Origin of the sequence: Streptomyces sp. TLI_146 (assembly GCF_002846415.1) — a bacterium.
Lineage (GTDB): Bacteria > Actinomycetota > Actinomycetes > Streptomycetales > Streptomycetaceae > Streptomyces.
This window is the reverse complement of sequence record NZ_PJMX01000001.1, coordinates 40,273-55,677: the sequence shown is the minus strand read 5'-3', so window position 1 is coordinate 55,677 and position 15,405 is coordinate 40,273. Positions and strand designations below refer to the sequence as shown.

Here is a 15,405-nt window from a genome sequence, read left to right as displayed (position 1 = left end):
GCCTATTGGTGGGCTACTTGCGCCGGCCAGGCTGTGGCAAAGCCGCTGACAATCAACGCCCGGGCATGGAGCAGCAGAGTGCCCCCGCCCGCTGTGGCGGGGGCTGCCCGCGTGGCCAGCGGCTACTTCCCGGCGGCGACGTTGGCGGCGTCCTGGTCGGCTTTGGTGAGGGCGGCTTCGGCGTCGTGGCTTGCGGGGGCGGGTTCTGCTGCTGTGGCGAGGGTGTTGTGCTGAGCCCATTGGTTGATGGCGTCGGTGGCTGCGGCGATGTCGTCGTGCCAGGTGTTGATGCTGTCGGGTTCGGTGTCGGCCGTGAAGTGCTGGTCGGCTGTGGTGAAGGCGTCTTGGTAGGTGAGGTCGGTGAGCGTTTTGGTCTGCCAGGGGCCGAATTGCGAAGTGCCCCAGGTGCGGCGGCCGGTGTTGAGGGCGTTGCGGTAGTGCTGGACGTTGGCGTGGAGGATCTTGGCTGCGGCGGTTCTGGCGGCCACGGTGGCGGTCCTGTGCGTGCGTGTGGGTTGGGGTGTGGCCCTGGCGCTGGGCGGGGGCGGGATGGGGCCGGGGTCGCGGTCGGGCTTGTCGTTGCTGCATCCGGTGGCGAGCAGGAGTGCCGCGGTCGCGGTGAAGATGGCGGCGGTTGGGCTGTGGCGCATGAAGGCCCCCTGGGCGTTGTTGAGGCCGCCTATTGGACTCGCGCGGGACCTCTGGTGGGGAGGGTGTTTCCGGTTCGTGACGCCAAGCGAGGCAGGTTCACTCTTCCTGGCTACTTCGCCGGCAGCCGTGCTGCCGTTGCGGTGGCGCGGTCATGCGGCTTGCGGATGACCGCGGCACGCGCGGCAACAACGAGATCAGATGATCACCGGGGGCGCTCGGCCGGGGACCGGGCCTTGAGGTTGGGGGACATGTTCGGGGTGGACGTACTCGTGGCGCGAGGACGAAGCGGCGGACGGAAAAAACTTATTGACCCATCGTTAGTGGTCGCTTTAAAGTGCCCTGGTGACTGCTGAGGCGTTGTTCGTGATGATTCATGTGGGGCAGAAGGTCGGGCACCAGCGGAACCTTGAGCACGGTATGGCGACGCGTTCCTGGGGCTTTCCGAGGAAGCAGGACTGGTATGGCCGGCGGGAGCCGGACTTCGCGGTTTTGGTGACCGGGGCGGCGCCGCGGGTGCAGCCGGGGCAGTGGGAAGCGAAGTCCGTGCGGATGGTGCTGTGCAAGGTGCAGGTCGGAGTGTACGAGGGCACGGCGCCGCACTGGCCGGACGAGGTCGCCGAGGGACGGATCATCTACCCCTACCGGCTGGGTCTGGAGCCGCTGGCCGTGCTCGACGATGTGCCGCTGGGCCCGGACGGACCGCTCAGCACGGAGGCGTCTGAGGCGGCGCGCCGTTCCGGAACCCAGCAAGGGGTCGGGTACCTGGTGGAGATGGACCCGCAGCCACTGTTCGACGCAGCCGGCATCGAGGCCGACTGGGCCACGGACCACGACGTCGCGCTCGCCGCGACGCCAGGGGTCACGCTCGAGCAACTGGAGGGCCCCAACAGCCCCCGGCGCGGGCGGCGGGGCGCGGGCCGGCAGATGGACCCGGAAAAGCGCAAGGCGGTCGAGCTGTACGCCGAGGAGAAGGCCGTCACCCACTATCAGCATCCCGAGCGGGGCTGGACGGCACACAAGGTCGGCAAGCCCTACGACCTGCGCCTGGATCGGGCAGGGCTGGAGCGACGGGTGGAGGTCAAGGGCACCACCGGCGCTCCCACCAGCGTGGAGCTGACCGTGAACGAGGTCTTCCACGCCCGCGACCCCCGCCACACCGTCGACCTGTTCATCGTCAGCGACATCACGGTCACCAAGACGGACGGTACGTACCACTGCAGCGGTGGCGACATCCTGCTGCTTGAGGACTGGCAGCCGGCCGAGGAAGACCTGCGCCCCACCCGGTACCAGTACCTCGTGCCCCAGCCTCCGGCTGCCCCCAAGCCGTAGCCGTAGCCGCGGCCCGGCCGCGTGACCTGACCAGCGGAAGCCCAGCAGGCACACCAGGACGGGAGGCGCACGGCCCGTGTGCGTGGCCCCGGCCGTGCCAGACGGGGCCACCCTCTTTGCTTGCTGGGGCGGATGGGTGCGCAGGGGATGTGCACCGTTCCGTCACCGGCGTCGCCGTGCTGCGTGAAGAAGCTGACTGGACCGAGGAGATACTGATGCCGTTACTGCGCATGCCCGTGCACGAGTTCGTCGACCGCTGCCATAAGGGCACCGTGGCAACCGATCTGACCGAGATGCACCAGCGGGCTCGACTGGGCACGCTGCGGGACGGGGAGATCCGGGCCTGGCGCAACAGCCTGCCCGCCCTGGCCCGCGTGCTCGACGAAGCCGGACTCCAGTACGTTGAGGTCCTCATCGAATATCAGCTGGCGCTGTCCAGTCTGCGGGCCGATGTGGTGTTGGCCGGCTGGCATCCCCAAACATCCCAGCCGTCCTACGTGATCGTCGAGCTGAAGCAGTGGACCCATGCCCGGGCCCTGCCCGACACCGAGGACCTGTGCCTGCCAGGTACCGGTAACAACAACCGGGCATTTCTGCACCCGGTGGCCCAGGTGCGGCGCTACTGCCAGTACCTGCAGGACTTCACCACCGTGCTGGACGCGGAACCCGACGCGGTAGCCGGCGTGGCCTACCTCCACAACGCCGACGACGCCGGCGTGGCCGACCTGTTCACGCTCGAAGCCGATAACCATGGGCGCCTGTTCACCCGCAGCACTCGCGATCAGCTGATCACCTACCTGCGCTCCCGGCTCTCCCCCGCACACGGCAACGTAGCCGCCGACGAACTCATCAACAGCCCCCTGGCACCTAGCCGGCCCCTGCTGCGCGCGACCGCCGAGGAGATCCTGCATGCCGACCGGTTCGTCCTGCTCGATGAACAGCAAGTCGCCGTCTCCCTGGTCCGCCGCGCAGTGAAGAAGGCCCGTGAATCGGACAGCAAAGAAGTCCTCGTCATCACCGGCGGCCCCGGCTCCGGCAAGAGCGTCATCGCCCTGCACCTGATGCGCCACCTCGCCCACGACCGCTACACCGTGGTCCACGCCACCGGCTCAAAGTCCTTCACCCGCACCCTCCACCACGCCGTCGGCACCGCCGACCCCCGTGTCCGCAAGGCCTTCACCTACTTCATGAACTTCGCAGACGCCCCCAAGAACGGACTGGACGCCCTGATCTGCGACGAGGCCCACCGCATTCGCGCCCACTCCGTCCGCCACCGCGGGGTACGCCAGATTGATGAACTCCTCGACGCCGCCCGCGTTCCCGTCTTCCTCCTGGACGACCACCAAGTCGTACGCCCCGGCGAGATGGGCAGCCGCGAGGCGATTGACGCGGCCGCGGCCGCGCGGGGACTGCGCCCACGCCACATCGACCTCAACGCCCAGTTCCGCAACGGCGGCAGCCGCGCCTACGAACAGTGGGTCCTGCGCCTGCTGCAGCTCACCGACGAGCCCCCTGCCGCGTGGACCGACGAGAAGACGTTCCACGTCCGCGTGGCTGACTCTCCCCAGCAGATGGAAGACCTTCTGCGCGCAAAGGAGGACCAGTACCTCACCGCGCGCATCACGGCGGGCTTCTGCTGGCCTTGGAGCGATCCGCAGCGGGGCCGCCTGGTCGACGACATCACGATCGGCTCCTGGCACAAGCCATGGAATTCGCGGAGCGAGTCCCGACTCGACGGCGTGCCCCCGTCCTGGCTGTGGGCCACCGACCCCGACGGCTTCGGCCAGGTCGGCTGCATCTACACCGCCCAGGGCTTCGAGTACGCGTGGAACGGCGTCATCCTCGGACCCGACCTCGTCTGGCGCCAAGACCACTGGGTCGCCAACCCCCAGGCCAGCAAGGACACTGCGCTCAACCGCACCGACCCTGCCACCTTCAAACGTCTGATCCGCAACACCTACAAAGTCCTGCTCACCCGCGGCATGGCCGGAACGGTCTTGTACTCCACCGACCGTGAAACACAGGCGAAACTCAAGGATCTGGTGCCGGGCACCTGCGGGTCGGCCGCGCCCACGGTGCCGTAGGAGCGGCATCCGTCGCACAGCAGGCGACCGTGACCGCCGTCGATCTGCTGAGGGGACCCGATAACCTGCGGCGTGCCGACATCGCCAGATCGCCGGTTTCGCCCGCGACATCGAACGGCATGCCGTCGCCGGAGCGCACCAAGCGGTCGCCCCTGGTAGAGGGGAGACATCAAACGGCCGCCGAGCACCCACAAGACCAGCCGATTCCCGGGCGGGACGGCAGGATGCGACGAAGCGGGAAGACACCGGCTCACCAGGGCTGGTGCCACCTCAGCGGAGCAATCCGCTGACGCTCCCCCAACCCGGACAAAAGGAGGCAATGCGGCTCTAGAGCCGCAGGCCACGAAGGTCCGGCCACGCAGGCCAGGAACGACCGGCCAACAGTAGCACTTGAGCGCGCTCCTTGAGGGTCTTGGCAGCCTTCCCCGTACATGGATGCGAAATCTCTTCTACGCGAAGGTCCGCGAAGTCCTGAAGGCGCCGCGTGAGGTGGACACCCTCGGTCCACAGCGCCAGGCGCAGATAGACATCTGGAGGAGGCGTTCCGGTATCCCGGACAAGGACGAGCGGCAAGGCGGCGGCGTCAAAGCGGAACGGGGTACCTCTACCGGCAGCTCGCCAACCATGACCAGCTGAAGGTGAGCAGTCCCCGCTGTGGCGCCGGCTGCGGGCGGCGGTGCCTCGCGGACACCACACCGAATGCGGCACAGGGCGTGCTCCACGCCGAGCGAGCAAGTCGATCATCGAGCAGCGCAAGGAGCGACATCGCGCCCTGTGGCCATGGCGGGTGTATGACGTGACGTGCCCCGACTGCGGCCACGGTGCCGAGGCCCCGTGCACCACACCCGCAGGTCCGCACCGCTCCCATATCGAGCTGGCCAAAGACCTCAGCCGCCGTCGCCAGCCCCATCCCGCCTCCGAGGGCAAGCAGCGTCGGGTGATCTCGATCAACAACCCCGTGGAGGCCTGGCCCGGCACCCGGGACGTGACTGGCCATGGGGCCGCTGAGAACCCGCTGCTGAAGCCGAGGCCCGGGTGCGACACCTGGGTGGCCAGCGTTTCGGGGGAGGCTCACATGGCTCCAGAGTTTGTGTCACGGCAGGCACTAATCCGTCGGCGGCGCAGCAGCAGGTTCGTAGGACGCCGACGCGAGCTGGCGGTGTTTCGGGAGAACTTCTCCCGAAACCCGGGGAGTGACGAGTATCAGTTCGTCTTCCACGTGCATGGTCGCGCCGGAGTAGGCAAGTCAACCCTCATCCGCCGGTGGGAAACGCTGGCCCAGGAGAGGGGTGCCATCACGGCCATCGTGGGGGAGGAGGCGCAGAGCGTCATCGAGGCGATGGAAACGGTCAGCGCCCGGCTCGCCCGCCAAGACTGCCCGCTGAAGTCGTTCGACAAGCAGCTGGCTGTCTATCGGCAGAAGTGCCACGAGATCGAGGCGGTCACAGCCGCACTGATGCCTGGCGAGGACGGCGGCGCGGCGCAGCACGTGTCTGCGGCCAGCACGGTCGCTGCGCACATCGGAGCGGCAGATAGGCGGTAAGGCCGCGGTCGGGACCGGGGCGTGTTCGGTCTGGTTGCGTGGCGGCCGGGCCGCCACGCCTGTGCCGTCCGTCAGCGCGGTGACGAGCGCGCTACGCGTAGTGCGCTCGGGGTCGGTCGTGCGGTCGGAAGGACGCCGGCCACGATCAGGCGGGGGATTTCCGTCGCGCTCCGGGCGTGCCGAATGATCCAGATGCTGTCATCAATGTCGCGGTATCCGGCAGAGTGGTCACTGGCGTCGCCGACGAGGAGCAGAGCGAAGGGCGGCCCGGTAGCGGTGTAGTTGGCGGCCTGGGCGACGTAGTCCCGCTCGACAGCTTCGCGGGTCATCCACCGCGTGGTGCGCCACTTGATCTCGGCGACGAAGCGGCTCCCGGGCTCGGGCGTGTAGATGACATCTGCACGCCCGCTGGCGACATCCCACTTCTCCCGTTCCACGCTGCCTGGTGGAAAGAGAGGGCTGATGTGCTGGTGGAAGTCGTCCTGGAGGCTCTTCTCGTTCCAGGCTGCGACGGTGCCGTCGGCGTTCTTGCGCGTCGGCCCGAGGTAGGCGGTGCGCTCACCGTAGAGGTTGGCTTGGGCGTCGAACCGGTCGTAGAGGAAACGCAGGAAGTGTTCCAGGAGGGGGTGAAGTAGTGGCTGTTGCTTGATTTCCAGGCCGGGCTCATCTTCAGGATGTCGAGCAGGGTCTCCAGGTGCGTGTCCACGCGGGCGTTTCCGGTGGGGGAGTAGCCCCTGGCGAGTTGGTGCGCGAGGTTCTCGAGCCGGTCGAGCTGGTGAGGGTCGAGGTCGTCCCGTAGGCCGGTGGCATTAGAACGAAAGAGCGCGGCAAGTGCGGGACGACCCTCCAGGGCTTTTCCCGGCACCGCCTCCTGCCGTGCTGACTGCTGGCATCGCCGGTGTACGGCGTCGTACAGCCTCTGGGCGTCGGGGTGGTCGGTGAACTGGGGGTCGTGAGCGAGGGCTTGCTCGAGCTGGTGCAGCAGGCCTTGGCTCCGCAGGAACGGAGCTTCCACGGCCGGGCTGATCAGTGCGGTGAGGCCCGGGGAGTCACTGGCAGGGGTGTGGATGCTCCGACTGGCGAGGTAGATCTGCAGGAGGTCGTTCAGGGCGTCGGCGGGATTGTACCAGCTGGGCTGGTCCAGGTATGCCTGTGCGGCGTTGATGGTGGTGACGAGCTTGGACCAGGCGCTTTGGGTCAGGCTCCGGGCGCTGAGCCAGTCGAGCTGGTGCATGCGGCCGGTCCAGGCGGCGAGGTGCGCGGCCGTGGTGTCCAGCTGGTCGGCTGCGTCGGTGAGCCGTTGCCGGGCGCTGTTGTCACCTGTCGGATTCTGTTCAAGGTCGGCGAAGGCGAGGACGGCTTCGATGGCGGCGGCGTGGGCGCGGGCGTCTAGGCGTGCCTCGTGTGTGCGGTCGAGCTCGGTGAACCGCATCAGGGCTCGCTGCAGTTGTTCGTCGGCGGTGGTGCGGTCGGCGGCCTCCAGAGCGGTTCGCTCGTCGGCCATGGCAAGTTCGAAGCTCGCCTCGGCTCGGGTCGCCGGGTTCAGGTCGGGCTGATTCTCCAGGGCGTTGAGGACGTCGAGGAGGTGGTCGGTATCGGAGAAGTGGTCGCGGGCGATGCCGATCAGGATCGGCAGACGGTCCAGGGCGTCGGCCGGCTCAGTGCCGGTGATCTCGGTGAGCAGCGCGAGCAGACGGTGCGGGGAGCCTCCCGCTACCGCCAGGCGCAGCAGGCCGGCGACCGCTGGTTGGGCGAGGGCGGCGTCGCAGTCGCCGGCGAGCGCGTCCTCTGCGAGCGTGGCCAGATCTCGTACGGTCCGGTTGCCTAGTCGGGCGGCGAGCTCTGGCCGGGTGCACACGACGTCGAGTGCGTCGGCGAGGACCCAGGCCGAGTAGGGATGGCGCAGGCCTTGAGCCGCAGCCGTAAGCAGGGGCGCAGCCTGGTCGGCCGGGATAGTTTCGATGCCGTGGGCCAGCGCGGTGAGAAGGTAGGGCAGTTGAGGCCCGGCGGCCAGCGTGTCCGCCTCAGCCACGACGGCGACTGCTCCGCCGAGGTCCTCCAGGCGGGGGCCGGCGTCTAGTTCTTCATCGCTCGCCCGGCTGGCCCACCCTTGGAGGGCCTGGTCCACGCTCGGAGCCACTGTCCTCCTTCCTTTCTGCTGGGCGGAGCCGGAAGCGAGCAGCTTAGAACAGGTGTTCACTGTCGCGGGTGATGATGTGGTCCTCGGGCAACAGGCCTTCGACCAGGTCCGGCTGGGCGGTGGTGAAGACGACCTGGAGTTCGGGCAGTTCCCGCGTCAGGGTCTGCAGCTCGCCGATCAGCCTACGGGCGGCGTCGGCCGTCATCTCTTCGGCAGCGATGGAGTCGATGAACAGAACCCCGGGGTGGGAGTCGATGTGCCGGGCAGCGCCGGCCCGCAGCAGGGCGATGACGGTAGCGACGCGCATGCGCAGGCGGTCGCCGCGGCTGAGCTTTTTGAAGGGGTGCTTGATGCCTTCTTTGACGGGGTTGACGTTTCCATTGCGTTTGAGTGCGACGGAGTTCAGGTGCTGCACGCCGAACTGGTCGGAGAGGCTGACGATCTCGGTGTCCATTGTCGGGAAGAGGTAGTCCGCAGAAGTCTTCACGGTCGCCTCCACGAGCTGGTGCACCGTGCTAAGGACATCTGGGGTTGTGGAGGCGGTCGGCGTGGCCGGGGGCGGGCTGCCGGTTGCGGCCAGCCGTCCCTTCAGCTCTGCAGCCATCAGCTCAAGTTCGCGAAGACGTGCATGGGCGGGGGAAGCGGCGAGGGCGCTGCTCACGGCCTCGGTGGCTTGCTGATATGCGGTGACGGCGGCTTCCGCGGCGGCCTGGACGGCGAGGTGGTGAGCGGCCGCGGCGGACTCGGCTTCCTTCGCGGCGGCGATGTCGGTGGTGAGCTGCTCGAGTACGGCTTCGGCGATGTCCTCGGCGACCTCGGGCAGGAGGCGTGTGCACACCGCGCACGTGGCCCGGTCCCGTTCTGCTGCCCGGCGCTCGTCACTGACCGGCTCTTCGCAGCGCGGGCAGCAACTGGGATTGAGACGTCCAAGCACCCGGCGGGCCTGCCACGTCTCCTGGGCGTCAAGCTGGGCTTGTTCGGCTCCCACACGTGCGGCGGCAGCATCGGCCAGGCTCTGCGCGGCATCGTTTAGGCTCACGCGGAGTCGATGCAGCTCTTGTACCGCCTGGTCCGCCCGCTGCAGCAGCGGGGCGATGTCGGCCTCGGGAGCGTCGCGCAGCTCCTGGATCTCCTGCAGCAGCAGGTCCAGCTGCGTCTGCCACTCGGCGCGCTCGGTCGACCGCGCGTGCAGATCTCCCTCCGCCCGGCGTTGCGCCTGTCGCGTGGCCTTTGCCCGTCCCTTCACCGCGACGGACAGCTGGGCGTGGGCAGTGCTGTAGGGGATGTCGACGAAGAGTTCCAGCAGTTTGGCGGGCAGGCCGGGCGCACTGACGTCGCCTAGGAGCAGTTCGTCACCGCCGGCGTTGAGGTAGCACGCCCCGAAGTAGGCGGGCCATCCGTGGACCTGGGGTGCTCCCTCTCCGTCAGCGCCGCCGGTGGCGCTCCACAGGCTGGTCCGTTCCATCCGTAGGGCATCCAGGAAGAAGGAGCCGATCACGCGCTCGACGTCGTCGGTCCCGGAGCCTTTGGAGACCAGACGCAAGGGGTTGTCGTCTTCGGCCGCCAACAAGGCCTGGAGGGTATCGGCGGTCAAGATGTTGACGCTGATCGGGGGAAGTAGACCGGGGATCTGCTCCAGAGTGATCCGAGTGGGTTTGCCAGCCACCACGAGGTCCAGACGCAGCGTGCGTACCCAGGATTGGACGCCCGGTGGCAGATCGCGCGGGGCGCCGCGCAGCGGCCAGACCAAAAACTCCAGCAGGCTGGTCTTACCAGCGCTGTTCGACGGGTGCACGATGGCCCAGATTCCGGGCTCGAAGGGTCGGTCGATGGTGAACGGCTCGCCGTCGTGATTAGTCCCGTCGACTCGCAGGCGCAAGATGCGCAGGCGCCGGTCCGCAGGGGCTGGCGTCGATAGGGCGATGTTGGCTTCAGCAAGGGTCCGCTCGACCTGGTGCTTGGCGACGTCTAGTCGGGTGGCGGCCTGGGTCAGAAGGTCGTCGGCGGTGGGCACAACAGGTGGCGTAGCCACGGGGTCCGGCTTGGTCACGACGCCTCCTGCCCGTCGGCTGGTGCACTGGCCTGTGGGGGTGCGGCGATGTCCCGCAGTGCTCGCAGCCTTGCCCGCGCCTGATCAGTGATCGGGGTGATGTACGACCCGATGGGAGTGTCGGCGTAGTCCCGCAACAGATACTGGCGCCTCTTCAGCTGTGAGCCTCCCAGCCCGTCGACCAACGCCACCACCTGCTTTGTCCGCTTCACGTACCAGGCCAGGGCGGGGGCCTCTACGACGATGTTCATGGCAAGCGTGCGGCCCGCCTGCAACAGGTAGTAGATGTGCTCGGCAACCTTCCGCTCCCGCAAGACCTGCGTTTTTTTGAGCAAGCCGCGTTCGACCAGCACCGCGAGAGCGTCGTCGAGTTCCTCGAAGGCGCCGAAGCGGTGCCGCAGCATCGGGAACCGACGCAGATCCGGCTCCTGAGAGGAGATGATGTCCTCGGCCAGATCAAGCAGTGCCAGCTCATCCGGAGCTTTCTCATACTCCGTCATTAGCTCATAGGCCAGGTAGTCGGGATAGCGCACCCAGAAATCGAGCTTCTGCAGCCGCACCTGCGCGCGGACAACACCCACGCACTCGGTCGGCACCTCACCGTCCACACCGGGGCGCGGTTCATGAGCCGCCGCATTGATCAGCAAGAGCATGCGCACCGCGTCCTGCCACCGGCTCGCCCGCCGGATTCGCGAGCTCGTCATCCATCCCCCCTCAAGGCCCGTTGCCCCCATGACCACCCAACGGCCCGCACATGCGAAGCACGCACCCTCATGGCCCATTGGAAGGGGGCTGGCAACGACGAACCTTCCTTGCTTCGTGACCTTCTGCACACGCAGCGTAAAGCCGACACGATCTCTTCGTCGACAGTGCGGACAGCGTGGATCGTCTCAACGGAGGCAGCTTTCGCCATTGCGGCGAGACAGTACGAGACCCCGGGCATCTGCGGCCCGGGGTCTCAATGTGCCCTGGGATGTTCGACCGGTTCAACGACCCGCCGACGGGAGCGTCACGCCCACTCGACGCCCAGCTGGTCCTGGGCGAGCTTGTCACGCCTCAATTTGGCGTTCGAGACCAACACGCCCAGCTTCACGACCACCGGTTCCGCCTCGCCGTCGACCGCGATCTCTTCGCCGTGGGCCCCTCGGCACTGGCCGGCGGCCCTTCCGTTCCACCCACTGCGCGAGCGCCTCCACGCCTGCGATGCCTCTTTCGTCGCACCCTTGGTGGCCGGTGCGGGAGACGGCGTCTCAGCGGGCGTGACGCCCAGCTGGGACAGCCGCTCCTGCTGCTCGGGCAGGAGCCGCGCCCAAGCGCCCGGCAGCTTCTGCTGCTGGAGCCACTTACCGATGTCGTCGCCGTCCATCAGGACGATGGGTGCGATGTCAGGCAGCTGGCCGTCGGCGTCGACCAGGTCGGCGGGCACTCGGTAGTGGCGCCGCCAGTCCAGCGGCCACGGGCAGACCCAGTCTGTGATCCGCCTTGCAGCTGGGCAAGCCTGGAGGCGCCAGGCTTGCCCAGCCCTCTGCCAGTTACTCTCGGTCGCTCCCCGCCCGCGGCCGCGGGGCAGGGCACCGCGGGAACGCCGCTGTGCGGGCGCAGACGGTGGTGAGCGAGCCGCCCAAGCCTCTTTGGGTCAGGGGGAAGGGGCCGGGCCTTCAGTGCCCTTGTGTGGCTCTGTCCGGCAGGCGCCTGCTGTGTTGAGCCTGGTGTTGCGCTAGGCGTTGCGTCAAAGGTTGCGACACATGTTGCGCCTGGTGTTGCGATAAGTGTTGCCCTCACCTTGCAGTCCCGTTGGTGAAGTCCCAGGTCACCGGCCGTTCTTCTGTGGTCGGGGGTGCTGACTTCCCCTCTATGACCACCCACCTCGCCCCCGGACAGAAATGAAGAGCAGGGGTGGGGGCGGAGGTGCGCGGGCGGTGAGGGGATCGGGGCGCCGGTCTTCCTGTTGCGCAGTCGCGGGGGCGTCCGTGCTCGCAGCCGTTGTTCAACGGGCCGCAGTCGGGGCCCGCTGTCCAGCGCCCGCCGGGCGTGGCCTGTCTGTACGCCGTGAAGGTCGCCTTCGGCACCTGGTCCGACAAGTAGCGCGACAACTGGCGCATCAACTAGTCCAACAACTCCCTCTCCTCCAGTACCTCGGGAACGCCCTGTTCAAGGCCGGGTTTTGGGGTGGAGCGGGGCTGACATCCCCCTCTGCACCCCCGCACCCCCGCCCTGATCAAGTAAAAGAAGAGAGAACGGCGGGGCGGTGACGGCGGCTTCGGGGGATCGGACGGGCGGGGATCTTCTTCAGTGGCGCGGCGGCCGGGGCCTTCGCGCTGCGCCAGCTGTCCAGCGGGCAGCTGGCCGTCGGTGGCTGTTGATGTGTGCTCGCGCAGATCCGCTCGTGTCCCAGGCCGGCGACCTCTACGAACTCGTCTCCGAACGACAGGGCCGGTCCCTGATCATCACGAGCAACAGGGCGTCCAGCGACTGGTATCCCCTCTTCCCCGAGCCTGTCGTCGCTGAGTCCCTCCTCGGCCGGCTGATCAACGCCAGCCATCAGGTCATCATGAACGGCCCCGGCTACCGCCCGAACAAGCGGCCGAGGAACCCCACCGAAAAGATTGACAAGCCCCCGACCCCCTAGCCAACGCGCTGCCCGGACCCGCGTCCCGATCTCCCGCCACTGCGGGGGATCGTGCCACCTGACCTGCCTACGGCCGGCGGGCGATGGTAATGATCTCCTGGCTCACCGGGGTGACAGGTCCGCGCTGCCAGTCGCCATAGCGGGCCTCGATCTCGAATCCCGCCTCGGCCAGGCAAGCGTCGAGCGCCAGGACATCCAGGAAGCGCAGGCTGGCACGGTCGACACGCAGCACGGTGCCATCGGGGTCAGCCGTCGTCCCGGTGAACGTGACCACGCCGTCGGCGACGGCTTCGACCTCGTGCCACACACGCAGGATCCGGCCGTCGCTGCCGCCGATGAATGACCCCCTATAGAGGATGTCGGTGTCCTGGTGGGGTTGTGTGGCGGAGGGGGAAGTACCCGTACGAAGGAACCCGCGCATGCCTGTGCCTGGCCGGGTCGCGCGGGCTGTCGGGGGGCCGTAGATATGGGGGCAGTTTGTTCCGCTGACAGGCCGGGCTGGTTGTGACCTGTGGTCGGGAGCCGTGCCTGCCCCGAGCGGTACAGCTCCCTACCCATAAGCGAGGTCCTGGTGCTTGGTCCGCCGGTGGAGCCGATGCTCGCCCAGGCCCGCGAGACGCCCGCCGGCCTCAAAGCGCTGCCGGGCGTGCTGGTCTTCGAGGCGAAGTTCGACGGCTACCGCTGACTGCTGTTCACTCCGGCCGAGCCCGGGGGTCCAGGCCGTGTTGGCCTACACGTGTCCGGTCGGTGGTCTGCGCGGTGGGCAGAGAATGCTCGCTGCACTTGAAAGGCACTGGTCTCGTCCTGCGGGCGAGCGCTCCTGTCGGCATGCGGAGAGGGGCTCAGGGGGCATCTGGTCGATTTGGAGGCAGCGTTGTTGGCGCCAGTTCGCGGGCTCCCCGCCAAAGCGTCTCGAAGAACTCCCGGCAGTGGGCGAGGTTCTTTCGGTCTTGTTCGCCGCTGTCCAGGGACCAGCGGTCTAGCCGAGAGCCACCGATGATGTCCAGGAGATCGCCCTCGGCCGCGTCCGGCCTGGGAACTGCAGCCAAGTCCGGGTTAGGGCGCAGATCCAGTTTGTAGAGCCCCTCATACACCACGTCACTGTTGATGAAGTAGAGCTTACGCAAGGGTGACATGTGCAGTACGCGGAACTCGACCGTGAGTGTTCCCTGTCCTCGCTCGGCCATCCGCCCTATGTGGGCCTTCAGGGTTCGCTCGTGCTGCACGACCATGTGCCTCAAATGTTCACGGAACCGCGGAGCGTCAGAGACCTTGCCCGCAGCCCCCGCCTGCCCCGGGACGTCGATCGCCTCGGTGAAGTCAGGTACCAGGACGCGTAGATGTACTCGACGCGCGGGATCCGTGTTCAAGTGATACAGAAAACCCTTCACCATGGTGACGAACGTCTCGCCGGTGAAGCCCATCGCCGTCAGCTGCACATCTCCTCCAGCTTCGAGCGCCTGCCGGATCTCGGCTTGCAACGCCCCTTGCGTGGCCCGAGGGCGCAGCACCTGGTTCAGCCGTTGCAGTTCATCTTCAAGGCGTCGCACCGTGGCGGTCAGGGACTGCTCTGTCTCCTGCTGTGTCGTGTGTGCAGCGTTCAGACGCTGCACCTCGCTGTAGAGCACGTAACCCACCGCGGTGAGTAGTGCCCCGCCCAAGTACACCTTGTCTTGCAAAGCGTCACCGAGAGGCTTCACAAACTGAGCGACCAAGCCCAGGGCGAAGACAACAGCAAGAACGATCTTCGTGACGGTCGACTCCGCACGCCCCCATATGCCAGCTAGCCTCTCGCTCCACGAAAGCCCCGTATCTGACACAGCGTCCCCCCGACGTGCACCGATGTCGCCTTCCTGCACCCATGGTCCCGCCAAATCAGCAGCTGCACCCGGCTAGTTCACGGCCGACGCCCATCAGCCGCAGCCCGTTGCGCTCCTTGGCCAGCTGTCGAGCTCTCGTGTGGTTTCCAGCACCGGGCAGGCTAACGGCCTGCTCATGACAGCGGGCCGGCGGCGCCGGTTGGCGCGGGAGGTCCGTTGGGCCTTGTGTCCGTTGCGGCTGGCGGGGGTCGAGGCGGAGCGGCTGCGCGGCTGCGCGTGCGAGTTGAGGGCTGTACCGCGGAGAGCGGCGCGCTCTGCGTGCTCGCGTGGGGAGCGGGAGTTGTGGCGCCACGCGCAGGAGACGGCCTGGGGGGACGGTGCCCGCGGGGCCCGCGGGCACGAAGGCCCCACCCGTCACTGAGGATGCGGAATCCGCGATTTTGGAACGGCAGAGGAAGGAGCAGGAAGCCTGCCGGAGAAGAACATAGCCTTCGGGAAGTTCGGCGACTGGGGCATCAAGGGCAGCGCCGCTCTCGCCCGTCAGCTCGGCCGGCTGGCCGGGGGCATCGCGCCCCCGGTGACCTCCAGGCGCGGTTGGAGGGCCCGCCTCAACTACCTGACCACGTCCGGCAAGAGCTGGCAGGCCGCCAAGGACGCTGGGCTGAGGGGGAGCGAGCGGAAGCTGAAGGCATGGCGGGAGGGCCGGCGGTCGCCGTCTAAAGCCAACCTGGAACGCATCGACCAGGCGTAGCTGGCGGTGCGGCGCCGTAACGTCGCCCGTCACCTCACCGCGCGCCTCAACCACGGCGGGCGCGGTACCCGGGTGGAGATCCATCCCCTCAACCAGTCCCAGGACGCTCGCCCGCTGCAGCGGGTGGTGGAGCACCGGGCGTTGAACGTACGCCGCTGGGAGAGGAACGTCGGTTCCTGGGCGTACGGCGACCCTCGGGGCCTGAACGACGCCTGGACCATGGATGTCCTGCCCGATCTGGGCAGCCAGCGGAGGGCGTACGAGTACGTCACCAACATCAGCTTTGCCGCCTGCCCCCTGATGTCGGTGTGAGCACCCCCGCCCGTGGTGCCCCCTCCACTAGCCTCTCCGGCCCCTCTGCTGGTCCCTCCAAGGCCTTGGGCACGGCGTCTGGGGTGCTGTGGTCGG

Annotated in this window: 13 protein-coding genes and 1 pseudogene; 6 read left to right on the top strand and 8 right to left on the bottom strand. The window is 67.8% G+C overall.

Annotated elements, in window-relative coordinates:
• Window positions 1–122: 122 nt before the first annotated feature.
• Window positions 123–650, bottom strand: coding sequence for a hypothetical protein (locus BX283_RS00210; protein ID WP_101385675.1), 528 nt, complete (start codon window positions 648–650; stop codon window positions 123–125).
• 343 nt (window positions 651–993) lie between these two features.
• On the opposite strand from BX283_RS00210, the gene BX283_RS00205 reads away from it, so the two are divergent.
• The 4 genes from BX283_RS00205 to BX283_RS00195 all read left to right on the top strand — a co-directional run bounded on the left by BX283_RS00205 (window position 994) and on the right by BX283_RS00195 (window position 5,607).
• On the top strand, window positions 994–1,980 hold the full coding sequence (locus BX283_RS00205; RefSeq protein ID WP_257581557.1) for a DUF3883 domain-containing protein: 987 nt from the start codon (window positions 994–996) through the stop codon (window positions 1,978–1,980).
• Between the two features lie 215 nt (window positions 1,981–2,195).
• Complete coding sequence (locus BX283_RS00200) at window positions 2,196–4,064, top strand: DUF2075 domain-containing protein (protein ID WP_101392046.1); 1,869 nt, start codon at window positions 2,196–2,198, stop codon at window positions 4,062–4,064.
• Window positions 4,065–4,499: 435 nt separating this feature from the next.
• Window positions 4,500–4,700: a hypothetical protein gene (locus tag BX283_RS39875; protein ID WP_143676298.1), complete on the top strand. Its 201-nt coding sequence runs from the start codon at window positions 4,500–4,502 to the stop codon at window positions 4,698–4,700.
• A 301-nt stretch (window positions 4,701–5,001) separates the two neighbouring features.
• Entirely contained in the window at window positions 5,002–5,607 is a 606-nt protein-coding gene (locus BX283_RS00195; RefSeq protein WP_143676297.1) for an ATP-binding protein, read from the top strand.
• 71 nt (window positions 5,608–5,678) lie between these two features.
• Here BX283_RS00195 and BX283_RS00190 read toward each other — a convergent pair whose 3' ends face one another.
• The 5 genes from BX283_RS00190 to BX283_RS00170 all read right to left on the bottom strand — a co-directional run bounded on the left by BX283_RS00190 (window position 5,679) and on the right by BX283_RS00170 (window position 11,223).
• Window positions 5,679–5,936, bottom strand: a complete 258-nt coding sequence (locus BX283_RS00190; protein WP_101385673.1) for a hypothetical protein — start codon at window positions 5,934–5,936, stop codon at window positions 5,679–5,681.
• Window positions 5,933–7,639 (bottom strand): hypothetical protein, encoded by a 1,707-nt coding sequence (locus tag BX283_RS00185; RefSeq protein ID WP_143676296.1) that lies wholly within the window; start codon window positions 7,637–7,639, stop codon window positions 5,933–5,935. Before BX283_RS00185 ends, BX283_RS00190 begins: the two co-directional genes overlap by 4 nt.
• Before the next feature lie 151 nt (window positions 7,640–7,790).
• On the bottom strand, window positions 7,791–9,797 hold the full coding sequence (locus BX283_RS00180; protein WP_101385671.1) for a hypothetical protein: 2,007 nt from the start codon (window positions 9,795–9,797) through the stop codon (window positions 7,791–7,793).
• Window positions 9,794–10,450 carry a hypothetical protein gene (locus tag BX283_RS00175; protein ID WP_218976488.1) on the bottom strand — a complete coding sequence of 219 codons (657 nt, stop codon included), beginning with the start codon at window positions 10,448–10,450 and terminating at the stop codon, window positions 9,794–9,796. The genes BX283_RS00180 and BX283_RS00175 overlap by 4 nt, the downstream gene beginning before the upstream one ends.
• Window positions 10,451–10,806: 356 nt before the next feature.
• Entirely contained in the window at window positions 10,807–11,223 is a 417-nt protein-coding gene (locus BX283_RS00170) for a hypothetical protein (RefSeq protein ID WP_373979058.1), read from the bottom strand.
• Window positions 11,224–12,183: 960 nt separating this feature from the next.
• On the opposite strand from BX283_RS00170, the gene BX283_RS00165 reads away from it, so the two are divergent.
• A complete protein-coding gene (locus tag BX283_RS00165) occupies window positions 12,184–12,426 on the top strand; it encodes an ATP-binding protein (RefSeq protein WP_306822765.1) in 243 nt (80 codons plus the stop codon).
• A gap of 67 nt (window positions 12,427–12,493) precedes the next feature.
• Here the strand turns inward: BX283_RS00165 and BX283_RS00160 are convergent, their stop codons facing one another.
• Both BX283_RS00160 and BX283_RS00155 read right to left on the bottom strand, forming a co-directional pair.
• A complete protein-coding gene (locus BX283_RS00160; protein ID WP_180356972.1) occupies window positions 12,494–12,733 on the bottom strand; it encodes a hypothetical protein in 240 nt (79 codons plus the stop codon).
• 535 nt (window positions 12,734–13,268) lie between these two features.
• A complete protein-coding gene (locus tag BX283_RS00155; RefSeq protein ID WP_257581555.1) occupies window positions 13,269–14,054 on the bottom strand; it encodes an ATP/GTP-binding protein in 786 nt (261 codons plus the stop codon).
• Between the two features lie 661 nt (window positions 14,055–14,715).
• Between BX283_RS00155 and BX283_RS00150 the strand changes: the two are divergent.
• A pseudogene (locus tag BX283_RS00150) lies at window positions 14,716–15,309 on the top strand (transcriptional regulator).
• The last annotated feature ends 96 nt before the right edge of the window (window positions 15,310–15,405 follow it).